The sequence below is a fragment of the Marinobacter litoralis genome (genome assembly GCF_016427555.1).
GTDB lineage: Bacteria > Pseudomonadota > Gammaproteobacteria > Pseudomonadales > Oleiphilaceae > Marinobacter > Marinobacter litoralis_A.
The window spans coordinates 102,904-129,870 of sequence record NZ_JAELVS010000003.1 but is presented as its reverse complement, the minus strand read 5'-3'; the positions used below and the strand labels follow the sequence as shown (position 1 = coordinate 129,870).

General features: G+C 51.5%; 21 protein-coding genes. 13 read left to right on the top strand and 8 right to left on the bottom strand.

Annotation, left to right across the window (positions count from 1 at the left end; genetic code table 11):
• Positions 1-4: 4 nt before the first annotated feature.
• Positions 5-214 carry an MbcA/ParS/Xre antitoxin family protein gene (locus JAO79_RS16560; RefSeq protein ID WP_199007244.1) on the top strand — a complete coding sequence of 70 codons (210 nt, stop codon included), beginning with the start codon at positions 5-7 and terminating at the stop codon, positions 212-214.
• Positions 215-248: 34 nt separating this feature from the next.
• On the opposite strand, the gene JAO79_RS10630 is transcribed toward JAO79_RS16560, so the two are convergent.
• A complete protein-coding gene (locus tag JAO79_RS10630) occupies positions 249-914 on the bottom strand; it encodes an SOS response-associated peptidase (protein ID WP_199007243.1) in 666 nt (221 codons plus the stop codon).
• 223 nt (positions 915-1,137) lie between these two features.
• Between JAO79_RS10630 and JAO79_RS10625 the strand changes: the two genes are divergently transcribed.
• Positions 1,138-2,163 carry a helix-turn-helix transcriptional regulator gene (locus JAO79_RS10625; protein ID WP_199007242.1) on the top strand — a complete coding sequence of 342 codons (1,026 nt, stop codon included), beginning with the start codon at positions 1,138-1,140 and terminating at the stop codon, positions 2,161-2,163.
• On the opposite strand, the gene JAO79_RS10620 is transcribed toward JAO79_RS10625, so the two are convergent.
• The gene (locus JAO79_RS10620) at positions 2,160-2,516 is read right to left on the bottom strand and encodes an SLOG family protein (RefSeq protein ID WP_199007241.1); all 357 of its coding nucleotides are present in this window, start codon (positions 2,514-2,516) and stop codon (positions 2,160-2,162) included. The genes JAO79_RS10625 and JAO79_RS10620 overlap by 4 nt on opposite strands.
• A gap of 118 nt (positions 2,517-2,634) precedes the next feature.
• Between JAO79_RS10620 and JAO79_RS10615 the strand changes: the two genes are divergently transcribed.
• Positions 2,635-3,123, top strand: a complete 489-nt coding sequence (locus tag JAO79_RS10615) for a hypothetical protein (RefSeq protein ID WP_199007240.1) — start codon at positions 2,635-2,637, stop codon at positions 3,121-3,123.
• Positions 3,124-3,126: 3 nt separating this feature from the next.
• Here JAO79_RS10615 and umuC read toward each other — a convergent pair whose 3' ends face one another.
• From umuC to JAO79_RS10600, 3 genes are read right to left on the bottom strand one after another with little or no spacing between them, the layout of a single operon-like run.
• Positions 3,127-4,413: a translesion error-prone DNA polymerase V subunit UmuC gene (gene umuC, locus JAO79_RS10610; RefSeq protein WP_199007239.1), complete on the bottom strand. Its 1,287-nt coding sequence runs from the start codon at positions 4,411-4,413 to the stop codon at positions 3,127-3,129.
• Entirely contained in the window at positions 4,410-5,159 is a 750-nt protein-coding gene (locus JAO79_RS10605; protein ID WP_199007238.1) for a CLCA_X family protein, read from the bottom strand. Before JAO79_RS10605 ends, umuC begins: the two co-directional genes overlap by 4 nt.
• On the bottom strand, positions 5,156-5,599 hold the full coding sequence (locus tag JAO79_RS10600; RefSeq protein WP_199007237.1) for a LexA family protein: 444 nt from the start codon (positions 5,597-5,599) through the stop codon (positions 5,156-5,158). Before JAO79_RS10600 ends, JAO79_RS10605 begins: the two co-directional genes overlap by 4 nt.
• A 229-nt stretch (positions 5,600-5,828) precedes the next feature.
• Here JAO79_RS10600 and JAO79_RS10595 point away from each other — a divergent pair, with 229 nt between their 5' ends.
• Positions 5,829-6,302 carry a hypothetical protein gene (locus JAO79_RS10595; protein ID WP_199007236.1) on the top strand — a complete coding sequence of 158 codons (474 nt, stop codon included), beginning with the start codon at positions 5,829-5,831 and terminating at the stop codon, positions 6,300-6,302.
• 768 nt (positions 6,303-7,070) lie between these two features.
• On the opposite strand, the gene JAO79_RS10590 is transcribed toward JAO79_RS10595, so the two are convergent.
• From JAO79_RS10590 to JAO79_RS16525, 3 genes are all read right to left on the bottom strand, one after another.
• Positions 7,071-7,424, bottom strand: coding sequence for a hypothetical protein (locus JAO79_RS10590; RefSeq protein WP_227664551.1), 354 nt, complete (start codon positions 7,422-7,424; stop codon positions 7,071-7,073).
• Between the two features lie 10 nt (positions 7,425-7,434).
• The gene (locus JAO79_RS10585) at positions 7,435-7,815 is read right to left on the bottom strand and encodes a hypothetical protein (protein ID WP_199007235.1); all 381 of its coding nucleotides are present in this window, start codon (positions 7,813-7,815) and stop codon (positions 7,435-7,437) included.
• An 87-nt stretch (positions 7,816-7,902) separates the two neighbouring features.
• Positions 7,903-9,057, bottom strand: coding sequence for a PcfJ domain-containing protein (locus JAO79_RS16525; protein ID WP_199007234.1), 1,155 nt, complete (start codon positions 9,055-9,057; stop codon positions 7,903-7,905).
• Positions 9,058-9,189: 132 nt separating this feature from the next.
• Between JAO79_RS16525 and JAO79_RS10575 the strand changes: the two genes are divergently transcribed.
• The 9 genes from JAO79_RS10575 to JAO79_RS10535 all read left to right on the top strand — a co-directional run bounded on the left by JAO79_RS10575 (position 9,190) and on the right by JAO79_RS10535 (position 26,966).
• Positions 9,190-9,444, top strand: coding sequence for a hypothetical protein (locus JAO79_RS10575; RefSeq protein WP_199007233.1), 255 nt, complete (start codon positions 9,190-9,192; stop codon positions 9,442-9,444).
• Positions 9,441-9,821 carry a hypothetical protein gene (locus JAO79_RS10570; RefSeq protein ID WP_199007232.1) on the top strand — a complete coding sequence of 127 codons (381 nt, stop codon included), beginning with the start codon at positions 9,441-9,443 and terminating at the stop codon, positions 9,819-9,821. Before JAO79_RS10575 ends, JAO79_RS10570 begins: the two co-directional genes overlap by 4 nt.
• A 59-nt stretch (positions 9,822-9,880) precedes the next feature.
• Positions 9,881-10,528: a hypothetical protein gene (locus JAO79_RS10565; RefSeq protein WP_199007231.1), complete on the top strand. Its 648-nt coding sequence runs from the start codon at positions 9,881-9,883 to the stop codon at positions 10,526-10,528.
• 21 nt (positions 10,529-10,549) lie between these two features.
• On the top strand, positions 10,550-11,476 hold the full coding sequence (locus JAO79_RS10560; RefSeq protein ID WP_199007230.1) for a metallophosphoesterase: 927 nt from the start codon (positions 10,550-10,552) through the stop codon (positions 11,474-11,476).
• Between the two features lie 119 nt (positions 11,477-11,595).
• Positions 11,596-14,913 (top strand): STY4851/ECs_5259 family protein, encoded by a 3,318-nt coding sequence (locus JAO79_RS10555; RefSeq protein WP_199007229.1) that lies wholly within the window; start codon positions 11,596-11,598, stop codon positions 14,911-14,913.
• 9 nt (positions 14,914-14,922) lie between these two features.
• Positions 14,923-21,189: a DEAD/DEAH box helicase gene (locus JAO79_RS10550; protein ID WP_227664550.1), complete on the top strand. Its 6,267-nt coding sequence runs from the start codon at positions 14,923-14,925 to the stop codon at positions 21,187-21,189.
• A 15-nt stretch (positions 21,190-21,204) separates the two neighbouring features.
• The gene (locus JAO79_RS10545; protein WP_199007228.1) at positions 21,205-21,927 is read left to right on the top strand and encodes an ASCH domain-containing protein; all 723 of its coding nucleotides are present in this window, start codon (positions 21,205-21,207) and stop codon (positions 21,925-21,927) included.
• Between the two features lie 122 nt (positions 21,928-22,049).
• Positions 22,050-23,531: a sigma-54 interaction domain-containing protein gene (locus JAO79_RS10540; protein WP_320158957.1), complete on the top strand. Its 1,482-nt coding sequence runs from the start codon at positions 22,050-22,052 to the stop codon at positions 23,529-23,531.
• Positions 23,532-23,561: 30 nt separating this feature from the next.
• Positions 23,562-26,966, top strand: a complete 3,405-nt coding sequence (locus JAO79_RS10535) for a DEAD/DEAH box helicase family protein (protein WP_227664549.1) — start codon at positions 23,562-23,564, stop codon at positions 26,964-26,966.
• The last annotated feature ends 1 nt before the right edge of the window (position 26,967 follow it).

Genomic DNA, 26,967 nt, shown 5'->3' with positions numbered 1-26,967 from the left:
CTCCATGGACTCCCAAGGCGACATACAAAAAGCGTTATTAGATGAAATTAGGCGAACCCTATTCAGAGGGGACGATGAATTATTCGAGCGATGGTTAAGTCGGCCTGTTCCGGCTCTAGAGGGCAAAACACCGAATCAGCTATTGCTAGATCCGATGGGAATCGATCAGCTGGAAGGTTATTTGTGTGATATGAAGTACGGCAACCTCTCGTAGACAGCTGCACGACACCCTAGCATCAATGTAGCCGTTAATCGGGAGGTATAACTTCTACATCTCCCGCTAGCTCCAAGTCCATAGGGCTGCAAACCGGCTCACACACCAGCGGAGCAGGAATGCGAGGTTGTAGGAGCGACTGAAACGCTTCCACTTGATGAAAGCGTGAGTCTAGCCATAGATCAAACTCATTGGGCCTAAGCATCATCGGAATACTTTTTGGATGAATGTGGCTGAACCTTGGGTGTGGTGGAAGGGTAATGACGGAGAATGAGTTCACCTGCTCGTTGCCAAAGTGCCAGGATTGCCAGAGGCCGGCGAGAGCCGTGGCCTCATTTAACGGATGAATGTTGTAAACCTGCTTGCCTTGCCATTCATGGAAAGCGCTTACTGGGATGATGCATCGTTTTGAGGGGTACGCCTTTTTCCAGAGCGGGCTTCTGGTAAGTCGATCACTTCGGGCATTAAAGGTGTTAAATTTCGGGTTTGGCCGATATCCCTGGCCTTCAGGCCAAGGTTCAATCAGTAACGACCAAATCCCCGAAAGCAGGTGGCGATCTTCAACGGTTTCAACGACAAATTCGCCTATACCTCCTGGCGGAACGTTGTGTTGGAATCTCGGCGTTATACCAGGCAAGCCGAGCTGTTCCATCAGTGCTCGGAGCTCAGGTGAATCCGTGACGTTGTATCTACCGCACATAAAGCCCTCGGTTCCATACCCTAGCTAGATACAGTAGCTGCTTGATTGGACGTTGCGCTAACAAGGCACTGACCGAGACCATTCGGCCAAACGCTTTGGGCTAATGAGTTGTTACTCTGCAGGGCTTCACCGATAATTAATGCTACTTTGGAGTAGCCGCTAAAAAATCGGGGTGGCAGCAGGGTCCGCTGTCGGCCGTCCCCGCACGACAAGGAGTCGAGTTTTGTCCAGTACCGCCATTCGCTACCTGACTATGCTCAGGATGGTGCCAAGGTATCCCAAGTCCATTACAACCACCGAGCTTGCTCAACGTCTGGAAGAGCATGATTTTTCGGTGACCATGCGCTCAATCCAGCGTGACCTTGAAAAGCTCAGTACCGACTTCCCGTTGATGGTGGACGAGAGTGCTCGGCCGTTCAGATGGTCGTTCGATCGTGAAGCGTCTATGGATATCATCCCGGCGTTGGACCTACCCGCTGCGTTGACGTTTGAACTGGCCAAGGCGTATCTCACACCCATGTTGCCCCCCAGGGCGTTGTCGCATCTGGAACCGCATTTCAATGAAGCCCACCGAGCGTTGTCGCGAGACCGTAATCCTCTCGGGCAATGGCCAAACCGGGTGCGAGTCATTAATCGTGGCTTGGGTGGCCGCCGCCCAGACATTGATGCCGATGTGCTGGAAACCGTAACCGAGGCATTGCTTCGAGAGTATCAGTGCAAACTCACTTACCAGGCGCGCAGCTGGCCAGAGCCAGAAGAGATCAGAGTCCACCCGTATGGCCTCATATTCCGGGACCCGAACGTCTACCTCATTGGCACCATTGAGGGCAGGGAAGGTGTGCGCCAGTTAGTCCTTCATAGGGCGACCACCGGAGAGATCGTTGAAGAGCCGGTAGACCGCCCGGATGACTTCGATCTGGACCTGTACATTCACTCGGGCGCCATGGGCATTCTGAAATCCGACAAGCCGGTTTTCCTGAAGTTACGTTGTGACAAACCCGCCTTGAATCACCTGATCGAATCGCCTCTCGGGTTGGATCAGTTGGTCACAGAGGACGATGACCAAACGTTTGAGCTGTCGGTCACCGTAGGTGATACCCAGGATCTGCGATGGTGGCTAACGGCCCAAGCTGTCCATTGCGATATTTTGGAGCCTAATTGGCTACGTGAGGAAATAACGAAAACGTTAGTAGAGGGGCTTGAGCGTATGGAAGGTTTAAGCGATCGACGACTAAGAAAACAAGGCTAGGCGGTGCCGTCCGGCGACATCCCTTCGATAATGATGGTTTTCTGCTTTTTGCGAGCGTAATCAAGGGCCGATTTCGTACCCTTAGATGAGTGATCCCAGAAAGCAATCACAATATCGGCGGCCTCGACAATCGCCCGGTTGCGGATGGGCCCCGCGGCACGGCCGTATTGAGCCCAGTCCGGTTTTATGACGGTAATAGGCAGGTCGTGCGTTTCGGCGAGACGGGCCGCCAAAGCGTCCGCACCGCGTGCGCCGCCGGAAACAATGTGCGCCGGAAGCCAAGGCAACAACACTCGTTCAAGATGTTCGAAATCGTTAAAAGAGCGTGATCCGATAACGGCAATTTTCCGCATAGAGCATCCTCTTACAGCAGGCTTGGATACTCCATGGTAGGTGTAGAGTGCGACAGTTTCTGTCGCATGTGTTCGTTATGGTGGGAGTGGCTTTCGCAACTCTGAAGGGATTAATGCTATGACCATGCTGGAAATTGTTAGTGAATGGATGCGTCTGATGAATATGCAATTCGACGATCTCAGGCGTCCATGTACGGTACTTAAAGAACCCTTTGCGGGTTATTTCCCCGAGCCCTTTTTGGCGCAAACTCACTACGTAGTGGTCCCCCAAATGCCCGTGCCCGCGTATCAATTCCTGGAACAGCATGGCTTAACGGACCTATTCAACCGGGACGTGGCTGGCCTCACCTTAAACAATACCTACTACCTACTGCCCTCCGTAGAAAACAATTTGCGGGTGCATTTCCACGAGTTGGTGCACGTGGCTCAGTGGCAACGGCTAGGAGTGGAAGGCTTTGTAACCCGTTACCTTGAGGAGTTGCAGGCCGCTGGCTATGACAAAATGCCACTGGAGCGAATGGCCTACGACCTGGATGCCCAGTATGAGGCGGGTGGGCCCGTTGTTAATGTGCCGGAGGTTGTAAACGAACGGTTGAGCGCTGGCTGAAACTCAAAGAACCCTAGGCAGTTCGCCCCAATCCGTCGTATACGCCGGCGATAAATGCTCTCTGCGCATGGCATAAACAGCCGGCCCGGTTTCCCTGGCCATACAGATCTTTGCACGGCTTTTTCGGTTGATCTCGTCTATAACACTCATAAGGCGTTCGGACCGCGCACTATGGGCTGTGCCGATTTCACTGGATCCAAAGAGGTCGTCCTGTAAGGCAGAATCGTCGGTTAGTTCGCTCAACATCACCCCGGCTTTCGCATACTCAAAGCCATCGCGATAGATAGAGCGCAGTAGATTCATTGCGTGCTGAACAATCACTCTGGAGTCTTGAGATGCTGAGATGAATCGGACGCTCGCGCTTTTAGAGTATTGAGGCACCGTGGATTTGAACGGGTTGGTTCGAATGAAGACCATTAGTTCGCCGGCATATTGCTGACCACCACGCAGCTTTTCGGTCGCTCTCGTTGCAAAGTGTGTTACGGCCTCTTCCAGATTAGCGAGGGCATAAACGGGCTGGCCAAAAGAGCGCGAGCACATGATCTGCTTTTTCGGTGGGGGCGCGTCTTCCCAGGGTAGGCAGGGCACACCGTTTAACTCGCGGGCTGTGCGTTCTAGTACAACAGAGAAGCGCTTTCTCAGGGTGGCTAAGTCGGTGTCGGCCAGTTGTATTGCTGTAACAATGTTCATGGCTTGGAGCCTGGAGGCTATCTTGCGCCCGACACCCCAGACTTCGTCTACGGGCACTCGCGCTAAAAGCCTTCGCTGCCTGGCTGGGTTGGTAAGGTCTACCACGCCGCCGGTTGCAGGGTATTTCTTGGCCGCATAATTGGCAAGTTTGGCGAGTGTCCTGGTGGGTGCAATACCAACACAGACCGGAAGCCCCACGTTTTGGTGCACCGTGTCTTTTGCCTGTTGGCCAAAGTTCTGATAGGACATAAGGCGTTCCAGGCCGGTGAGATCTAAGAACGCCTCATCGATGGAGTACACATCTACCTTCGGTGCCATCGCTTCCAGTGTCATCATTACGCGATGGCTCATGTCTCCGTACAGGGTGTAATTGGATGAAAACAGTTGGATACCGTGCTGCCGGATTTCTTGCTTAATGTGGTGTACCGGCACTCCCATTTTAATGCCTAGGGCTTTGGCTTCCTTAGAGCGCGCAACCACACAGCCATCGTTGTTGGAGAGTACGACGACAGGCGTATTCCGAAGGTCTGGCCGAAACAGCTTCTCGCAGGATGCGTAAAAATTATTGCAGTCCACAAGGGCAAAGACCGGCTGCTTCATCCCGCTTTGGCCTGTTCCCGATACAAGGCTGTACCCAGCGCGGCAAAATAGTTCCGGAAAGCATCGTTGATTCGCTGGCGGTGCGTTCCCTCGGGGTAAAGGCCAGCTTTTGCTTCGTCTGAGTAAACGGTGCCGCGCACCAAGAACGCGTTCTTAGGCGTGCTGTCTTCGACGAATGCTTCGAATGCACGAGCACAGAGTTCTTCAGGTTTGGCGTAATAGAGTACCTTTAACCGACTGTCTGCAGCCTTTGATGCTTGGAACAAAGGGCTAGGTGCAGCACCGTCTTCAGTCAGCAAAACGGTTTTGAAGCAGTCACTAAGAAGTTTGTTCAGCGGATGCTCTTTCTGAGTCGCGCTTCCCAGCCAACCGCTGGAGGCAAAGCCGAACTTCCCCACATCGCGAAATGCTTTGTTTCCCATGTAATGATCAAATGCGTGAAACCATTCGTGGGCCAGGCTGCCGGCCCCGGCGTTTTTGGCGAGGGCCAGTTGACGAGTAGCCGGAATGTAATGTGCGGCCACCCCGGGCCGACCGCCAATTCCGTACTGCATACCCAAAGTGCCTCGCAGTGATATCAGTGTCTCCGGCCCTTGGAGTATTGCCATCAAATCACACAGCGCGCGGTAAAAACGACCGGCTGCGCGATCACGTTCCTGCTCGGTCACCCAGCGGCCAATCTCAATACCCCTGAAATCAAACTGGCGTCGTACCGTGACAAAGGAGATTGGTTGAGGAGGCATCATGACTTACCTCCTCGTTTGAGAGAGCGAACGACATTGGTCACAACACCAAACACTTCCATCACCTTATCGCCGTCAATGATGATCGGTTGATAGGCTGCGTTCCGTGGCAGCAGTCGCACCGGTGGTGGGCTGAGGTGGAGCTGCTTCACCGTCATTTCGGCTTCCAGGCTGGCGATTATGATGTCGCCATGGGTCGCGCGCAGAGAGCGATCAACCACCAGTACATCATCCGGGTAGATGCCCGCTTCAATCATGGACTCGCCCTGAACGCGCACAAAAAAGGTCGCAGCAGGGTGCTGGATACACAGCTCATTCAGATCTAGCGTTCTCTCGACGTAATCCTCAGCGGGTGAGGGAAAGCCCGCGGAGACGCGTTCTAAAAAGAACGGAATGCCAAGTCGGGAAAACGATTGGTAGTCACCAAGAAGTGTGCAGGACATACTTTTCCTAGATACTGTTTGAATATACAGTATTTTGGGATGATTTTGATTCGAGGTCAATACGACATCCCATCGGGCTCCTCTACGCTCTTGAACCAAAAAAACTGTTTTTACGCGCGAGAAATTCGCTCTATGACGTTAAAGCGGACGAAAAACACACTTTAACGTCAGCATCAGGCTTGTTCGAGACATTATCCTGAGGTTGCATTTTCATTAAGCGGAGCGACTTATGGCGGCAGTAACAGAAAAGCAATTGAAGAAAATTCGACAGATCGTTAAACATTTTGATCTCCCTGAGCCTCGTGTTGACCTGTGGTCACCTGACACTCTTTCTCGATTTCTCCAGCTCGGATGGGCCCAGATGCCACTACATCGCAATACGAAGGAGGTAAAGATTGAGCTCAAATATCTGAAACAACATAACATTAAATGCGACCTTGATCAGTTTCAAAATCTCACCGAACTGCAGTTTTGGGCGGACCGGGAGATTTGGCATAACGTTATGTTTCGCGGGCAGGATGCTCCCTGGCCATTTGTCATCGAGACGAACGGAAAATATCGAGAAGCGGCCAGGAGGTTTGATGAACAAGCGTCTGTAACGTCCTGTAATTGTAGCTTTTGTAGGAGCAAAATTAATCGACTTACAAACGTATGGAAAAAATTCCTTGCTTGGTTAACGGTTATCAATATCGGTGTCGACTGATACGCTGACGTAGTGATGGAGCGAACATGTCATAAAATAAGAGGTGGTGGACAAAGGCCTTGTTGCTGATCAGGGCCTTTGGACTTTGGCCATCAGTTTGGGTTTACCGTCGCCAAAAATCGCTAGTCAAATCCTAATTCTCATGATTTATCTGAAGATCGGTAGACCTGGTGACGACATATTGTGGGCTACCGATATGGCGGTTTGTTTGGGGCTTTAGGGCGCAGAATTAGCTACCATCAGCGTCTGATCGTGGCGTGCCATTTGTCCTCCTTATTTCATTTTTACCATCTGCGAACTAGCTATTGATGATGCCTGCGCGATGGTGATCCTCGCCTGCCTGATCTCCAGTCAATTCCTTTCAGCGCAGACCAGTATAAGCGGCACGTCGAGCATGAATCCGCGATGCCACATTTAATTAATACAGCCCTCGTTCGACGTAACTCGCCGTCCCGGAATTACGCCCATGTTTGGTCTGTCTGAACGAGAGAAAGGTGGGCACGTCCTAGGAGCCCGCCTTTTGGTGCCTTATTCGATACCATTGCGCATAGGTTTTGTGTCGAATCGACGACATTTCGACGACTTGCTCGATCGGAACGTGGTAATTCATCAGCATCATTCTCTAACCTGTCGCAAACCCGTCACACACGACGGGTTTGAAAAGATCTCTTATGCTTCCGAGGAAAACCTCAAAGGGTAGTAAGTACAAAAAAATTATATAGATGCAGTGTGTTTTTGATTAGTGGACGATCGAGCGTGTTGGATTCTTCAGCACAACTGGCGCTCGGCTTCTGCGAGAGCGATTTCCCTCGTGTCGTTGGCGGTAGGCAGTCCGTTCTCTGCAAGCGGGGACATTCCTTCTTTCTTCCGCTTGGCGGTCACTCGCTCAATGTATTCTTTACTCATCGGATTGATTCCGCTGGCACGGTCGCTCGCATCCGCGATGGAGTCGTAATAGTGGTCGTACTCTTCCGGGAATCGTTCTATATGGATCGTCCGGGCGAGTTCGCAAATGCGGGCTTGAAGTGTTTTTTGCTGGTCTAGCTCAGTAATTTCGGCAGGCGTTTTACCAACACGAGCGTTTTGGCTTGCACGGGCTTCTTCGGTTGTATATCGGTTCATCGTGCGTTCCTCATTTGATCGTAAACAGGAAAGTCATTGCGTTGTGCTGACTCATAGTCAGAATCTCGAACGTGGCGGTATCCGCGTTCTGGTTGAGGTTGATGGTTTGCAACACCGGGTTGGTGTAACGAAGCTCCCTGAACCACTGTTGGTAGAAGTAGGCGATACCGGCGGTTAAATCCCCGGTTCTCGTAACCAGCTCACAGCGCAGCATCGCATCAGGCGTGCACAGCTGTTCATGGATAGTTGAGTCGGTGGTGAACACCGGATCGTCATGGATGAGCACGTTAAAAATCTCGTGCTGAAAACCCAAGGCTGTGGCGGCGAAATCGTAGGAGTAGGGCACGAACCCGTGTTCGACCAGAATTTCGGAAAAGGCAGATGCAGTCAAAGTAAGTCACCTTTGATGATTGGCTTGCCTGAGGTTTCCGAAGTCAGAAAAGACTTTAACAGAGGTGTGCGACAAATAGTGTCGCGATCAACGTGTTTCAACCCAGCGGCGAATGTAATCCATGGCCCGAGTTGGCGGATTGGCGTTTCGGCTCCCCCGCACCTCACTCACGATCCAGCGGTTGTTCCGATAGGCCAACGAAATCGTTAACCGTTCCGGATGAATCATACGGTAAATGAACACCTCGCGATCGGCCACGCGCTCATCATAGCTGCCTACACAGTGGTGCATCGTCACACCTTCTTCCAGCAGTTCAAGCCAAGAGGTGAGGGGCTCGATACCCTCGATGGCAGGAATAGGCGGCGCCGGATATTTGCCGTGCCGTTGTTCGAGGGCAGCAGCTTGAGCTTTACGTTTTCCTTCAGAGCCCAAATTGTTGAACCAGCCTACCAAACGGTCGTGCAGATCTTGCAAAGCGTCACGCGATCTCACATGCCTAAGGCGTTGCACATCCCCCTCCGCCATCGTCAGCGTGTCTCGAATCATCCGGCACAGCCAGGTAATGTCCAAAGCCGATGATTGGCTATCAACCAGATACAATATCCCTGGCCAAAGCGGTTGGCGCTGGCGCCGCAGAAACCGTAAATGGTTCAGATGCACATTCGGATGATGCCGAAGCAGTTCGATAAACTCGGTGCGGCGAAGCGTTTTGACCACATCTTCTAATTCCCAAGGAAGCAGTGGAGAAAGCTCAATACGGTTCACCAGCTTCACGAGAGACTTGCTGGCGGGCAGGCCGGCCCTTTCAAGAATGCTGGTTCGCTTCAAAGCTAATAACTCTTCGAATTCGTCAAGCGTGAGCGACTGACCGCGGGCATAGTCCACGAGCAGGATAAATAAAAGGGGAGAGCTTTCAGCCAGTTCGCACGCTGCACTAGAAGCGGCACAGGCTTGGGCCAGCTCAAAATCCATCGCCGGCATTAAGCGAGTGATCTTAAGAACCGATTCAGGAATGCCATCAGACACCCGCCTTCCTGAGTTGTCTTCCAAAGTGAACAGTGGCAAGCCCGGCGCTTCCAGAAAACGCCCCTCCGCTAAAATCGAATCATCGGTTTGACTGAACCAGTGTAGCGGCCGGGATGAGTCCCAGGTTTGCACGGTGAGCTGGATGGCGTAATTGAGGATAGAGCTCAGGTCGAATACGACTGTGGCTTCCGGGCGCTGCGTTGCCGAAGTGGTCACCGTGTTGTTCTCCTCATCAGATCTGACTGATTGCAGAATACCTTTGATAGTGAGTTTTTATCCTAACCGATGGGCGCGACATTATATGTCGCATGCTTGTTGCACAATACTCCTGTCGAAAAAGGAGGGCCCATGACGCTAAACGTCACGACAGAACAACTATCCCACGCCTTGTTCCAAACCGACCCCGCCAATACCTGCTGTAAAGAAAACGACTATTTTGATGAATACGACTACGTTGCGGAGGCAATAGTAGAGCGAATGGTGGAGGGGATGAGTCTGGAAAAGGCTTTAGCCGAGTGCTTCTCGGAATGGTTCTTTGGCGGAGAAAGCTTCGACACCGAACAGCTAAACCCGACTCTCGAATTACTCAGGGAGGAAAAATGATGCTGCACACTTTCAAAGTAGACGGGCTGATTTATGAGCTGACTATCAGTAGTCGCTATGCAATTCATCTAGCTATAACCGGGGGAGCTTCCCCCACGTTCCAACCAGCATATGACCCATTCGATTGGGAGTACACCCCGTTCATCACAGCGGATGTAGGCACTACACGTTACCCCATTACGGTATTGCGCACTGCGCTCCGAACAGTCATTCATTGGATTGGCGAGACACGCCCACCAATGTTTAGCTTCTCAGCCGAGACTGAAAAACGAAAAATGATCTACCGCAGGGTGGCCGCGTATTTTGCTGAGCGATTCCCATACCAGATGGTGGAAGAGGGGGCTGTTTTTTACTTTTACCGAATGAAAACGGCGTAACAGGACTGAGCCGTGTAAGCCCCGCCTGATGAACACCTAGAATTACTCAAGGAGGCGTCATGATCGATAACTTTAAAACTGACCTAGTAGTGCGCGCCGCGGCTATTCCGCCCGAAGAAATCCTCAAAGCCATGGGGTACTTCAAACCCACCTCCGCCAATTTACAGCGATTAAAATCCGTGTTGGAAAGCGACGAGTTCGGCTTGAACAACGGTGGTTTCGATTTCAAATTCAGTAGTGAAGGCTTTTTGAGGGCATTGTGCGCCGTAGTCGGAATGGATATCGCGTTGGCCGACCAGAGGATCACTCGCATTAGAAAACGCGTTTCGGTAGAAAAGGTAGCGTTCAAACCCTACTTGTGGGTGGATACCGGATTTAAGCGAAAGAGCGAGCCACTTTTTGCCCTTGCAGCGTGCGAACATCAGCGCTACTTGGAACTTCCAAAAGGCTTTTGGCGGTTAACGCCCGATGCACAATTGGGGCGCGCCCAAATCATGGTCCGCGAACATGTATACGAAACTGGCGGAAGTCTTGGAATATGGGGCGAAATAAAGCAGTATTGGTTTTATTACAAGAACGATGCAGCCTACTTGTTAGCTCGCAACGGTGAATTAATAGGGAAATGTGAGGGATCAGTGCCCAGTAAGGCCACGGGAAACAAGGCCTTAAATCTGATCACCAAGGCAACACGCACAGCCTCGCATTAATGGATGAAGGGAGCGGTATCCATGTACGATCTGATTGGCGATATTCACGGCCACGCCCGCGCACTTAAAGCCCTACTGACCAAGATGGACTACCAGGAAACCAATGGCGTTTGGCAGCATTCAGAGCGCGAAGTGATCTTCCTAGGAGATTTTGTGGATCGCGGCCCGGAACAGATCGAAACCGTTCAGATCGCCCGTAACATGGTCGAAAGCGGTAATGCCTTAGCGGTCATGGGTAACCACGAGTTCAATGCCGTTGCCTGGGCCACGCCAGACCCACGAAACCCTAGCGAGTACCTTCGCCCCCACACCGAAAAAAATCTAAAGCAGCACGAAGCCTTTTTGGACCAGGTAGGCGAGGGCAGTAGGCTTCACCTCAGTATGCTCGAATGGTTCAAATCTCTACCGCTGTACCTAGACCTGCCGGAATTTCGGGTGGTACACGCATGCTGGCACCCGACATACCTGGAATCTGTAAAGCAGTTTACTGACGATCGCAACCGGTTGTTACCCGAGGCTTGGGAGGCGAGCGCCCGCAAAGGCAGCGAAGCCTATGGAGCGGTCGAAACTCTGTTGAAAGGCTTGGAAATCCCCCTGCCAGGTGATCACTACTTTCTCGACAAAGAAAAGAACAAGCGGACTGATGTGCGAACCAAGTGGTGGCAGACAGGAAATCTTACCTATCGCGACCTTGCGATGGTGCCGGGCTCTGAGATTGAAAAGATCCCCCATGAGCCTGTTGAGGCTCACATCCTTCCAGGTTATGACGGAGAAAAGCCGGTGTTCGTGGGGCATTACTGGATGAAGGGCGAACCTGCACCGTTGAGCGAGCATGTTGCTTGTCTTGATTACAGCGTTGCAGGAGATCACGGCGGGAAATTATGCGCGTATCAGTTCGGTGGCGAGCGGTGTCTCTCTGCTAGCAATTTCGTTTGGGTTCATGCCTGATCTCTAGTTAATTTTCCTGAACAAATTTTTCGAAATGTGTTTGCTTGGTAGAGCCACTAGAGGTTGGCAAGTGAAAATAGATTCGATACGAATAAATACAGGTATAAAGGGACTTATTAATGTACGCTAGGCGTAGCAAAACCAAAGCATGGATTAATGAATTCCTATTCGTCAGAGGAATGATTGGAGGACCAGACGCTAGCCCTCTTTATCAATACCATGTTACGGATGAAGAATACTCAGAACTAACAACCATACTTCGACAATCCCTTCCTGATGTCGATAGCCCTTCCTATTTCAGATATTGGTCAGCGGTTTTCTGCCTGTTCGTAGCTGAGAAATATCGAAGAGAGTACGACGGTTCAAATCTAGGCTGGTCATGGAGTGGATTTGAAAAGCCGATATCTGCTGAGCTTTCCAGTCAGCTCCGTAGAGAAGTGGTACGAAAAGGTCTGGATTTCTGGAAACGCCCAATTCGGCATAGAACCAACGGCTATGATTATCTTGGCTCGTTATTTGACGAAGGGGGACTGCCGTGGCGCTTAATTCAGAGTAATACCCACAGCTTTGGCCGTGCAGTCCGTGGTGCGGTTTCCAATTATTACAGAATTAAGCAGTTCGGTGGCGACATTGTGTCAGTCGTTGCTAATTATTCTCACTACTTTCCGCAGGCGTTCAGAACACATGACAAATATCTGCTGATTGCCTCAATCGTGGATTGGTTGATGGACCTTGCTGAGGCCCATCCGATATCGACCGTTGATAACCCCGCTGATTACCTTGACGATAAAGCCCCAGAGTGGCGAAGGCAGTCTCCGTTACCTGTTGGCGAGGGCAACGCGCGAAATCTCATCAATGAGTGGCTCAAGGATGCTGGTAAAAGTCGTTCGGAGAAAAAACGCCTTGAAGCAGATGAGAAGAATTATACCTGTGAACATTGGCTGAAAGGCGGCTATGAAAATTGGAACATCGAAACAGAGGTCTTCCTACCTGCCGAAATACAGATCGAGTTGGAAGGCCACAAGATACAAAGCACCCGACTCGAGATAGCTTTCTATGAGGGTGAAGCTCTACTGAAGCGTTCCGGAATCGCTCACGGAAAAGTCAGCGATGACCGATCTAGCATAGGCGTGAAAATAAACACACGAGCGATCCCAGTCATTCGATCAAAGCCCGAGCTGCCGCTTACAGTCCAATTCCTCTCAAATGGCCATCGCGTCCATGCTGTTTATTTCGAGGGAAGCGAAGTCGACTATAGATCGCTTCCCATGGTGTTTTTAAAGGAAGGGGAACAGCTCAAACTGGCGGCAACAGCATCGATAACAGTGCCTGATTCCAGCGCTATCGTGAGACTGCCGGAAACATTTGCTATCCAATCGGACGAAGGACCTAGCGTTTTAGGGATTGACACGCTGTCTGGCCAATGGCTTGAAATATGCGATGACGCTACGTTAGTTGGTGAGGGCACCAAAGTAATTTTGCACTTCGATCCTCAGGCGACGATTTCAAAGCCCATCTTGACCGGAACTGTAGCGCTCTATGACACGCTGCCAAATTTGGTCTATCGGGGCTGGCCAAACCTTCAATTTATGGAAGGCGATGGCGGCCAGGACTGCCGGCTTTTCGCCAATGGCGTACCTGTTCAATTCGACTACCAAAAAAACGAAGTCGGTAGTTTTTATTTTAATGCTCTTGGAAAATCCGGAGAAACTCTTCTTCGCCGCAAAGTCGGGATTATCCCCAGAGACTTGAGAGTGATGTCGGTTCCGGCTTCGTCAAACAGCTCTGCGCGGATAATTCTAAGGAGTTCCAGAAAACTTTCGGTCGAATTGATAGGAGAAAGCATTAATTCCAAGACGGAGGAGTCTTCCGATGGTTACCTGTTAACGATGGAGCCGAAAGCCGGACAGAAAGCGCCAGAGAAAGTACAGGTAGCTATCGTTGACGGGATAAACCCAGGCGAACCAGTCATTTTAAGGTTGCCCTATCCAAAGACTGGTGTTCAGCTTTTTAATGATATGAGCACAGAGATTAAGGGTGGCTTGATATCCCTCGATCAGCTTATAGGTATATCTATGACGCTGACACCAAAGCCCGACACGAGAGAAGAATTCTTTGTTTCTCTGGAACTAATGTGCCCGCAACTTCCTAATTTCAGGCGTTATTATCCATTTACAGTGAACAGCCAGGCTCAGAAAATTAGCCTGTACGCGTTTGAGGAAGACATTCAGCAGATGCTGGGAACAACCTCTAATCAAGATGCCTTTGTGCGCATAACCGTTGAAACAGATCGAATACTAAAACAATTCAATATTGTTCGTTACGATGCTCGTCTTGAACGCCCGTCAGCGATAGGGCGGCTTGAAGTTGTTACAGATACTAGCTGCGAGTCACAGGGCTCTGTCAGAGTGTCCGGTATGCGACTCGACGACCCGCGCGCAGTACCAGTTGAGGTTCCCGAGAGGGTGTCCGAGGGCGTGGGAATGGGGATATTCGAAATTCCGCCGAAAATGATGAAAAACGGTCCGTGGTTACTATTTTCTCCGACTCAATCCAGCGTAATGTTTCGCCCGGCCGTCTGGGTTACGGAGGATTCGGCGATCACATCTGAAGTTCAAGCAAACACCTTGCATTCTGCGGCCAAAAATTTTCACCCGATGCACAATCCTCATGCTTTTGACGAAGTAATATCGGCGATGACCGAGGATTTTTCACATAGTGGTTGGGACTATCTTAGGGTTCTCAAAGAGCAATATCACGCCTTGCCCTTGTCAGCGTTTGAGAGTTGGAAGGCGTTAGCGAAGAATACTGCGGCGGTCGCCACAGCTGTTTTTCGGCTAGAGTTTGATCCTGTATTTTGTCGGCGGTTAAGTAATGAGCTTGCAGTGATCTGGGAGACAGTGAATGTGAAGACCTGGGTCAAGGTTCGGTCTAGGCAGCATGATTACCTCGTTGATCAGGGCATACCCGAAGAATTCTCTGAAAAACTTATAGAGGATCGGATAAGTAGCGTCGCAAGTGTAATTCCTTGTTTTATGCATCTTTCCAATTACTTACGAGAGCCAAAGCATGTGAATCTGCAACAGGTCCCTTATGTTTTTGCGAGGATGTGCTTTGAAGATCTGCGACGCAACCATGCGGACGACCAGAGATGGCCCGAATGGTTCAACGTCGAGCTCACAAGCTGGGTTAGCCAACAAGAATTCCCGACGGAAATATCGGCCCTCCCTGACGTTGGTTTCACACGTGCAGTAGCATTTTTTCCTGTCTTTATGGCCGCCGTGACAGCAGGAAAAGCAGGCTTTACGGATCTATCGGAATCGATTCCGGAGCTTAGATTCGCTGCCCGAGTTCTCTCGGATTTTGATCGCGATGCTTGGTATGAGCCGACCTATGCGCTTGTGCTATCAAACCTCTTGCTCGAAACGAAAGAATAAGGAACTAAAATGAGTGGTTATTTCAAGGATCTCATCAACCAGTCACTAGAGCGCACCCGGGAGTCCACGCTCAGCATCCTCGGTTTGGGTGATCCAGGGCTTCGAGCGCACCTAGCAAAGCAGATGAATAACGAATTGGGTTCGGAAGGCTGCTTTCTTGCACCACCCGTGTTCGAGCACACGTTTGGATGGGAGCCGGGGAATATTACTTTTAAGGCCTTGGAGGGGGATTTACTCAGCAGTGAGGTTATCTCTGCTTTGGCTGAAGCAGCCAATGAAAGTTATCGGTTTGATCCGAACATAAAACCTTACACGCACCAGCTGACGGCCTGGCGAACCTTGCTCGCTGACAAACCAAAGTCTGCTGTGATCACCACCGGCACGGGGTCAGGAAAAACCGAGTGCTTCATGATTCCAATTTTGCAGGATCTTGTCCGAGAGCATCAGCAGACAAAGAAACCACTGCAAGGTGTGAGAGCACTATTTCTTTATCCTCTTAACGCGCTGATCAATTCCCAACGGGAACGCTTGGATGCCTGGACCCAGCCGTTCGATAAGAACATTCGGTTCTGCCTGTACAACGGAAATACGAAGGAATCTAGAGCCTCTGTTCGGCAAGAGCAGAAAGAGACGCCTAATCAGATTCTCTCAAGGGAAGAGTTGAGGGAGCATCCGGCGCCTATTCTAATGACCAACGCGACCATGCTTGAGTACATGCTCGTCCGTCAGGTGGACGACCCGATCATTCAAAAGTCGAGGGAGGCCCAATCTCTTCGCTGGATTGTCCTCGACGAGGCGCATACCTATATCGGATCTCAAGCCGCGGAGCTCTCTCTACTGCTGCGCCGCGTAGTCGAAGCTTTCGGGCGCCAAGCCTCAGATATTAGGTTTGTCGCAACATCTGCCACAATCGCTGATGAGAAGGCGGAAGAACGATTGAGAGAATACCTTGCAGGTCTAGCGGGTGTTCCTTTAAGCCAGATTGTGGTGATCGGTGGTCAGCGTCAAGTTCCTGAAATCCCGTTTGATGGTGATGACAATGGTATGTCGCTAGCACAGCTCAAGTCGATCGAGTTAGGAAACACCGTCTCGGCCAAAAGATTCGATGCCCTTAGTACATCCAGAACGGCCCAGCTGATTCGCAATACCGTAGTCAACTCACCAAAGCCCGTAAGCCTCAATGATCTAATTAGCTCCGTGGGTTCTCTGTTGGTAAGTCAGGAGGCTATTCAGCAACAACGGGAGCTTCTGGAATGGTTGGACCTGCTGACAGATACCAAACCGTCGGATAAACAAGAGCCCTTCCTCAAATTACGAGCCCACCTGTTTCAGCGCATGCTTCATGGACTCTGGAGCTGCATAAACCCCCGATGCTCTGCAAAATCTGAGGATCTCGAAGACTGGCCATTCGGCCAGGTTTATGTTCAGCAGCGCGGGAAATGCGATTGTGGTTCGCCCGTATACGAGGTGGGCTTTTGTGACGACTGCAAAACACCTCACCTGACGGCTGAGCATGCCCATCCATACCTGCGTCAGGCTAGCCCCTATGTTGGTGATGAGTTCTCCTTGCAGGAAGACGACTCAGATGACAGCGGCCTTTCGGACAGCGCTGGAAGCTCATTGAAAGGGCGCACCGTAATTGCGCCCAAGCCCCATGAGGCTTTCGTTTCTGAAGATCTGGATCTGGACACGGCAGAGCTTGGGAAGCTGGATGCCGAGAACAGCATTACGATTTCACAGGCGGACGAAATTGATTCGATCTGTGTGAATTGTGGTAGCGCTGGTAAAACACCAGGGGGCTTTCTGCGCAAGTCTTATTTGGGATCGCCTTTCTACGTCAGTAACGCCGTGCCAACGGTTCTGGAGTTTTGTCCTGACCCTTCCCGCGAAGATTGCGATGGAGATTCTCCCGAATCCCTGCCGGGTCGAGGCCGCAAGCTGATCACCTTTACCGATAGCCGCCAGGGCACGGCCCGCATGGCGGTGCGTATGCAACAGGAGGCGGAGCGCTCGCGTCTAAGAGGATTGGTTTTTCAGATACTGAGAAATAAACAGGCAAAGGCTGATGCTGGTCCGAAAGATGTTCCAACAGCTAGCTATGAACAATTGATACAGCAAGCAGAGCAGCTTGAGAAAATAGGCATGCACGCTGCGGCTTCGGGGATAAGGTCTGAAGCTGAGAAACTCAAAAATGGCGGGAGTTCAGAAGATAGTCTGGAAGTGCCCTGGTCAGAACTGGTAGAGGAGCTAGCCGCCTCGAACGACCTTAAATACTCCATCCTGAATTATAACCGCTATGCCAACCCTCAGCTGTTCAAAGGCAGTGAGGGTAGTTATTCAATGGCGCGGGTTCTCCTATTGCGAGAATATGCCCGCAGGCCAAAAAATCAGAACAGTACGGAAACGCTGGGGCTCGTGGCTGTTGGCTACAAAGGCTTGGAGCACGTCACCAACACGCCAGACTTCTGGACGGAAACTCGGGCTCCCTCAACGGATGGTAAAGGAGAAACTCAGTTAACCCTAAAAGATTGGAAAGATTTTCTTAAAGTCTCCTTGGACTTCCACGTTCGGGAAAACACCTTTCTCCGCTTTGGAGAAACGGAGCGTTCCTGGATGGGAGCGCGGTTTGCGCCGAAAGAGCTATACGCCCCGGGCAGCGATGTCAGCGGCGCTAGAGACAAGGCCTGGCCTCAGCTTCAAAAGGGTTCGCAGTCTCGCCTGGTTAAAATTCTATCTCTCGGAACAGGTTTGACTACTGATCTGGAATCAAATCGAAACAAGATCAACGGGTGGCTCAAGGCCGCCTGGCAAGCATTGGTGAAAGCCCAGATCCTTCAAACTCAGGGAGGGGGCTACGCGCTTATCCGAGAAACAATGACCTTTTTTCTGCCCAAGTCGGCGTGGGTATGCCCGGTCACAAACCGGCTTATCGACACTACATTCCGTGGGTTGACTCCCTACCTGCCCAACAAGGCCGAAGTAGAGAAGTATCGATGCACAAGAGTTGAGATGCCCGAGTTCATCTCGCTAGCCCCGGAAGGGGAGGCGGAAGGTGTACTCCGGGCAATCCGAAAACGCATTGCCGAAAATGAGGTTGTCGAGTCACTTCGTGAGCAAAATCTCTGGACAGACATTTCCGATCGCACGGCCGAGGGCGGCTTTTACTACCGAACCGCTGAACACTCCGCCCAGCAGGCTGCAGAGCGCCTGCAGAAATACGAGGATGATTTTAAGAAGGGCAAAATCAACGTTCTCAATTGTTCCACAACTATGGAAATGGGCGTCGATATTGGCGGTATTTCCGCGGTGGTTATGAATAACGTGCCTCCTCATCCGGCCAATTATCTCCAGCGCGCCGGTCGTGCTGGCCGGCGTAGCGAGCCGAGAGCCGTTGCTTATACGCTTTGTAAACCAGACCCGCACAACACGCGGGCCTTTCAGAATCCCCAGTGGCCCTGGGTAACGGCCATTCCTGCACCGGTGATTACTCTCAGTGCAGCGCCACTGGTTCAACGGCACGTGAATTCGTTCCTGCTAGCGAGCTTCCTCAAGTCCGAAACGGACAGTGAAAATGATCGCACACGATTAAACGTTCATTGGTTCTTCGGCGGCAACCCGTCGGTGTGCGAGCGGTTTGTCGATTGGTTAGATACCCTCGCGGCAGGGTCTTCCGAGAATGAAGTGGTGAAAGGTGTTACACGGATCACTCGTGAAAACACTGCGTTGTCCGCCACATCGTTCCCCGTGTTGGCGACCGATTGTAAAGAATCGATTCAGCAACTGTCACTGTCTTGGCAAGAAGAACATCACCGCTTGAACGAACGACACCGTGAGGCGTCGGATGATGCCTATAAGAAAGCGCTGGAGCTTGAGAAAAAGCGGCACGAAGAGGAATACCTCCTGCGAGACTTGGCGGCCCGCGCATTCCTGCCTGGCTATGGCTTCCCTACCGATGTGGTGAACCTTAACACCTACAACGTCGAAGATTTCATTAATAAAAGCACCCGTAAGCAAGAGAAGTCTCGCGAGGACAATATCTATACTTACAAAGAAAAACCATCAAGGGGGCTGCCAATTGCCATTCGTGAGTACGCGCCGGGCGCGCAGGTCGTTATTGATGGACGCGTATACCGCTCTGCCGGGGTGACGCTTTATTCCTATTACGACAGTGCTCAAGGTGGCGCACAAAAGTTCGATCTGGCCTGGAGCTGTCAGAATTGCGGTGCGCATGGCTACCGAGAGTACGCCTACGTGAACAGCGATGAACTGTCCTGTACGCAGTGTCACAGCATGATTAACCCGAAATACGTCAAACGGATTCTCAGACCGGCAGGCTTTACCACGGATTTCTACGATTCAACGAGTAACGACGTTACTTCCCAGAAATTCATCCCCGTTGAAAAACCTCGTATAAGCGTAGATGAGAATATAATTTCACTGCCTGACGACCGCTGCGGGTTCATCCGGTTCGGTGATAAAGGACATGTCTTTCATCACTCCGGTGGTGAAAACGGGACTGGGTATGCAATCTGTCTCAGTTGTGGGCGTGCAGACTCGATGTCCGCGACCCACGAAATACCAAATGACCTCCAGCCTGATAAATTCCACCGGCCCATTGGCGGAAATGCGGGTAGCCATAAAGAGAAAGATTGTTCAGGCGAGCAGGTTATGGCCGGGATTTACCTCGGCTATCAGTCTCAGACAGACGTCCTTGAACTTATACTTAAGAGCCCGATTACTAGTGAATGGATACCGGCCTCTGAAAACGGCCGGGTTATCGCAACAACCCTAGCGGTGGCGTTGCGCGATACCATTGCCGACCAACTAGGCATCGCCTCGACAGAGATGGGCTTCGGTGTTCGGCAAGACAAGGACCAAGACACAGGCGCAACTCGTTACGTCATTCAGGTTTATGATGACGTCGCCGGCGGTGCGGGCTTCGTTCTCACCGGATTAGAAAATCTGGCAGAGCTGATTGAAAAAACGCTCAAAAAACTTGAGTGCCCGGCCAACTGCGACAATGTCTGTTCCGCCTGCCTTGCCAGCAAAGACAGCCGGGTGGAGTTCGACGAGTTGAACCGCAAGGCGGCGCTGGAATGGGTGGCTCACAGCGGTATCAGAAACCACCTGAGCTTACCTGAACCTTTCGCTTCTGTTCCCGGCGCAGCCTACTGGCCTTATGATCCTGAGCGCTTCGTTCGTCATTGGATCAACAAAGGCGCGAAAGCAGTCTCATTGCGTCTCAAAGGTAATCCCGATGACTGGGATCTCGGCAACCCTGATTTTCGGCGGAAACTCATGGGATGGCGCGCTATTGATGGCTTGCGGGTAACTCTGATCTTGCCGATGGGCGTTCCGTTGAGTGAGGAGGTAAAACAGGAGCTCGCCAATCTCGGTCGATTTGGTATCGACGTCTCAGAAACAGATGAGAATCACCCAAATCCAGATATAAGAATGCCGCTTCAGTTCGAGCTTGAAAAGGACGAACTCGTGACTCTGATCACCGACAGCGCGAGCGCCCAAAGTCCCGGTGAAAACTGGCTGAGTGGTGATGATCAAGCCTTGTGGATCTATTCACATCAGGAGCCGGCTTTCTCAGCCAGCACCTTGGATATTGCAGGTTGGTCGGCTCAGCCCAGTGGCGCCGCTGTGGTAGAACTGACCACCGAACTCAACGGCTCCATTCAGGATTTGGCGCGAAATTTCTGGAGCGTACTCAAGCAAAAGGCTCCGAGTTTTGCGGAAGCCATCGATCAAGAAAAGATTGTTTCACTTAAGTACGAAGATCGCTACCTGAAGTCCCCTTGGGCGGTAGTAATGCTCGCCAACGTTCTGAAATCGGTGGAAATCGGCAATGAAACATCGTTGTCTGTTATCACCATGCCTGGAGATGGCCGCCGAGATAGCCGAATGGCTTGGGACGATTGGGTTAACGCTGAAACGCAACGGATCGTTTCGGGGGCGTTCCTCAGAGCCGTTCTTGGAGCCAAACAGGTAGATTTCCAAGTCAGCAATGACCGTCGCGAACTGACTCACCGGAGGGTACTCAGTGTTGGGTTGGCTTCCGGGCGTACGATTAAACTGGCTTTCGACCAGGGCATGGGCTATTGGGAAATGAAATCCTTTCGCCATGACCTGAAATACTTTAATTTCGATCTCGACCTTGAAGCACAAGTTAACAGAATGCTCGAACTTGATAGGGATGGTCGGTTAGTCAATGCTGGTGGCTGGGCTACCGATATTGCGGTTTACGAAGACAGCAGCATGGATTATTAACGAAAGGACTCACCCATGACCAACGATGAACACGAACTAGACCATGACATTGCAGATGCCGCGACTAATGTAAGCCGTGGACTAATTATTGATCAGCCATGGATCGGCAAAATTCTCCGAGGAGAAAAAACCTGGGAAATGCGAAGCTCTCGTACATCAATACGAGGCCCTATTGCCCTCATTGAAAAGGGCAGTGGCACAGTTGTCGGCGTGGCTTCAATCGTGGACTCTTTGGGACCTTTGTCTCTTCATGACATCTCCGAAAACCTACCAAAGCATAGGGTCGGACGAGAGATCCATACCAAGTCCGACTACAAGTGGAATCACGCCTGGGTGTTGGATGAGGTTATACCTCTCTCATGCCCAGTAAAATACCGCCATAAGCAGGGGGCAGTTATCTGGGTTGACTTAGACGACGCAGCTAGGGAGGCTCTTCAAAAAACGTTCATGGGCGTAGTTCCCCGTCCGAGCAAAGCGGTTTCTGACTCGACTCCAGCAAGTGTTCAAGGGAGCACCGATCAGAAGATACCCTATGCGAGGGATGGCAGTTCATTTTGTAGAGAAGGCTGCAACAGAAACGGATATTTTACCGTGGGCGACAAAGGTTCAGAGCAACGCTTTGCCAATTATTCAGCTGCATTGGAGTACCTAAAGCGGATGCCAACCGCAAAATGGCGCCGGCCGAATCCCAAAGGCAACTGGGGAATAGTAAGCGCTGTCGGGTGGAAAGACGCTTAAGCTTCCCACAATTAAAAATATTAATAAAAACAAATGTTAGTGTTTGCAACAGACATCAATTCTGCAGGGCGCTAAGATGACTAACTCGTAATTGACTGTTGAGTTCATGGATGGCGAAACACGTGCATAAGACCTTGATAAGCTGGATTGGAGGCAATGACTTAAAGGCTGCGTCTTCCGATCAAAAAGTCCCATTGGGGCCTATCCGTTCGACGCTTAAAAATATCGATGTCGACGCGGTTCAATTGCTCTTTTCCTATCCTCGCTCAGAGGTGGAGCCATATCTTTCTTGGCTGAAGAGCGAAGTTGATATCCCCATCCACGCCACCGAGGCCAAACTCAGTTCCCCGGTTAATTTTGGTGAGATCTATCTGGCGGCCGAGCCGCAGCTGAGAAGGTTATCGACCACCGAAACAGAGCTGTCGATTCTGCTGAGTCCTGGTACCCCAGCAATGCAGGCAGTGTGGATTTTGCTCGGCAAAACCAGATACCCAGCTATTTTTTACCAATCGTCGTTGGAGAGGGGGGTAGAGCAGGTAGAGATACCCTTCGAGCTTGCTGCAGAGTTTGTTCCTACAGTTACCGAAATATCAGATGCCAAGTTCCAGGCTCTGGCTGACTCTCGGGTTCCCATTAATGCCGCGTTCGATAATATTGTCACCCAGAACCCGGATATGCTCGTGTTAAAACAGCAGGCGCAAGTCCTCGCTGAACGCAACGTGCCAGTCCTGATCTATGGTGAGACAGGTACAGGAAAAGAGTTGTTTGCCCGGGCCATCCATAATGCCAGCCCGCGTCGTGAAAAGCCCTTCATTGCATTGAACTGCGGGGCCATTCCGGAAGACCTGATTGATTCAACGCTCTTCGGCCATAAGAAGGGGGCCTTTACCGGCGCAGTTGCGGATCGCCCAGGTGTGTTCCAGCAGGCGGATGGCGGCACGTTATTTCTAGATGAGTTTGGCGAACTGTCTCACCAGTCTCAGGTTCGGCTGCTTCGCGTGCTGCAGGAGGGCCGATTGGTCCCGGTGGGCAGTGATAAAGAAATGCCGGTGGATGTGCGCATTATCACCGCCACACACCGCAATCTCATGGAAGCTGTCGCAGATGGCCTATTCCGGGAAGATTTATTCTACCGTGTGGCTGTCGGTGTTCTGCACCTACCTCCACTTCGCGCACGAGAAGGTGACCTGTCTTTACTTGCAGATATGGTGCTCAAAGCTCAAGGTGAGCACGACCCTGTCTTCGCCGGTAAGAAACTTTCTGCCGATGCAAAAAAAATTATCCTTCAACATCCCTGGCGCGGGAATGTCCGAGAGCTCCAATCAACGCTCATTAGAGCAGCGCTCTGGAGCCCTGCGGAGCAAATAACCGGTTCTGACTTGCAGCAGGCATTGTTCACAATGCCAGAGCGTCAAACGGATCTACTCAATCGTGACGTCAGACAAGGTATTGATCTCAATGATTTAATGGGAGATTTGGCGGCGCATTATATCCAGAATGCGATGGCTCACACCGGGAAGAACAAAACGAAGGCGGCAAAACTTCTGGGCTTGAAAAGCCAGCAGACCTTGAGCAACTGGATCGAAAAGTACGGCATCGAATAATAATGGCATGGTCCTCGCAGTAGGACAGGCATGAGCAGAGTATCTTTTATGAAATCGGTGAATTTTGAGTTTCTTCGGCCAAAGTACGAGTTGCTGGCAAACCTCGGTGGGTTGGCAGAGGCCGTACTGCATGTGGATCCCGGTAGCGCACTAACGAGGCTGCGCAGCTTTGCCGAGGAGATGACCAAGACCATCTACAAAGAAGAGTCTCTGCCCAGATTGCCTCAGGCCAGCTTCTATGAGCTGGTCAAAAATCCGGTATTCGCGGGTTGCGTCGATAAGTCACTGATTCATCAGATTAACTTTCTCCGTGTCCAAGGCAATGACTCTGCACACGGAGCGGAAGGGGATTTGCGTAGCGCAAAGATGGCGCTCTCAACCGCACATCAGCTGGCGGGCTATATGGCGCTCACCTATTGCGGGGAACCAAAGGAGAATCTGCCATCTCTCAAAGAAATCCCAGATCCGACCAACACCATTGTTGAGCTCAAAAAGTCGGTTTCCAGTTACAAGAGAGATATCGAAAAGCAGCAGGAAGAGCTTGAGCGGGTAATGGACGAGCTGGACCGCGAGCGCGCCAAGCAAGCAGAGATGTTCAAGCAGCCGGCCGAACCCGAGCAGAAAGCGCGTAAACAGCGAAGCCAGCAGGCCGCTGACTCCCTCCAATGGAACGAAGCCAAGACTAGAGCTCAGCTGATCGATGCGATGTTGGTGAAAGCCGGTTGGGACGTTGGCAATCCAGCCCAGGTTGGCCAGGAAGTAGAGGTTAATTTCCCCGATAATCCATCAGGGAAGGGTTATGTTGACTACGTTCTGTGGGGTGAAAATGGGCAGCCGTTGGCTTTGGTTGAGGCCAAGAAGTCCGGGACGGTTAACCTCCAGGCTGGCCGCGAGCAGGCTCGCCTGTACGCCAACTCCTTCGAGTACATGGGGTTCCAGCGCCCGGTCATCTTCTACAGCAACGGCTATGAAACCTTTATCTGGGACGACCACCAATACAATGCTTATCGCCCCGTCTATGGGTTCTACAGTAAGGAAAGCCTGGAATACCTGATTTACCAGCGCCATTATCGCGCTGCCGAATTGGAGCGTTTTAATCCGGAGCTCAAGATTGCAGACCGCCCTTACCAGATTGAGGCCATCAAAACAGTAGCGGCGCATTTCCAAAATCAACGTCGCAAGGCGCTGATCATCCAGGCAACCGGTACAGGCAAAACCCGCGTAGCCATTGCGCTCGCGGAGCTGCTGTTGCGAACCGGCTGGGCCAAACGGGTTCTGTTCTTGTGTGATCGAAAGGAGCTGCGTGTTCAGGCCGATGATGCGTTCAAGCAAAACCTGCCGAGTGAACCGCGTTGCATCATTGGGGAAACCCGGCAGATTGACGAATCAGCACGCATTTATATCGCCACCTATCCTGGAATGATGAACCGGTTTGCTCAGCTGGATGTGGGCTTCTTCGACCTGATCATTGCCGATGAAAGTCACCGCAGTATCTACAACAAATATCGCGATCTGTTCGATTACTACGATGCCTTGCAGGTCGGTCTTACCGCGACACCGGTCAAGTTTATCAGCCGTAACACCTTCGACATTTTTGATTGTGAAACCACAGACCCAACCTTCGAGTTTGGGCTGGATGCGGCGATCAATAACGAGCCACCCTATCTGGTGCCGTTCCGGGTAAAGGACCTGACCACCGAATTCCTTCGCGACGGTATTCATTACACCGATCTGACGCCCGAGCAACAGCAACAGCTGGAAGAGGATCTGGGCGAAGAAGAGGCCCGCAATACTCGGATTGCCGGAAAAGACATCGGTCGAAAAATCTTCAGTGAGGAGACCGACCGGGTCATTCTGGAAAACCTGATCGACAACGGCATCAAAGATGAAACCGGTTCACTGGTCGGGAAAACGATCATCTTCGCCCAGCGGCAGGATCACGCAGAACATCTCGAAAAACTGTTCTGCAAGATGTACCCCCAGTACGGTACCAAGGTTTGCAAGGTCATCCATAACGACATTCCCCATGTCGATAGCCTGATCAAAGAATTCAAAAAACCGGACAACGATTTCCGGATTGCCATCTCGGTAGACATGCTCGATACCGGCATTGATGTGCCGGAAATCGTTAACCTCGTCTTTGCCAAGCCAGTCAAATCCTGGGTGAAATTCTGGCAGATGATCGGCCGAGGCACGCGCTTGCGTCCAAACCTGTTTGGCCCCGGACAGGACAAAACTGAATTCCTGATCTTCGACCACTACGGCAACTTCGATTTCTTTGAAGAGGAATACAAAGAGCCGGAGGACACCGGCGGCAAGTCACTCCTCCAAGCGACCTTTGAGGAACGACTGGCCCTCGCACAAGCGGCGCTGAAGCAGAATCATGCCGCCGGTTACGACGTTGGCGTGCGCCTGCTCAAGGAAGACATCAATGACCTGCCGGATGAAAGTATTGCCGTTCGCCGTAACCTGCGAGTGGTTCATCAGCTCCAACAGACGGATCTGTTGGACAAGCTGGATGCCAGAACGCAGCACCTCCTGGCAGAAACCATAGCGCCTCTTATGTCCAGCCGGGTGCTCCGGGATAAACACGCCACAGCGCTCGATAAACTTATGGCAGAGATTGAGCGCTGCCTGGTGGAGAAAGCGAGCTGCTTCGAAGATGGCAAAACGGCGCTCATAGCCGAAGTCGAGAGGCTAGCAGTCAATATCCAGGCGGTTCGCCAGAAAGACAAAGTGATCGAAGCAGTGAAGAGCGCCTCTTTCTGGTCTGATCCCAGCATCGAAAAGCTGGAAAATGCCCGCCTGGAGTTGCGTGGCATCATGAAGTATCGGAAGTCTAACGTTTATCCTGGCTCAGGTACGCAAACGACCACTACTCCAGACGGCAAGGTTCAAGGGGAAGAGCGCGAGGTATACATCACCGGCGCAAACGAAGCCATGATCTACCGCCGGCGCCTGAAGGGCATTCTGGACAAAATGCTATCGGAAAATCCGATTCTCCAGAAAATCCACAACGGAGAGACTATCGGTGAGTCAGACCTGAAAACCCTGACATCGACAATTCTCACCACGAACCCTGGGGTCAGCCTGGATGTGCTGAACGAGTTTTATGGCCGAACGGCTGATCAGCTGGATGTCACGGTCAGAGAGATAATTGGCCTCGATCCCCAGGCAGTAGAGGAACACTTCAAACAGTTCCTTCATGCGCACCCGACGCTGACAGCTCAACAGGTAAGGTTCATGAACCTGCTGAAAAACTACATCGCCCAACATGGCTCCATCGTAGTGGAAACCCTTTACGATGCGCCGTTTACCTCAGTCTCCCACGAAGGAATTGACGGTGTTTTCAAACCGGATGATGTGGGCGAGTTGATCACCGTACTGAAACCTTTCCTGAAACCAGATACTCCAACCGCAGAGCTACAGGGATAAC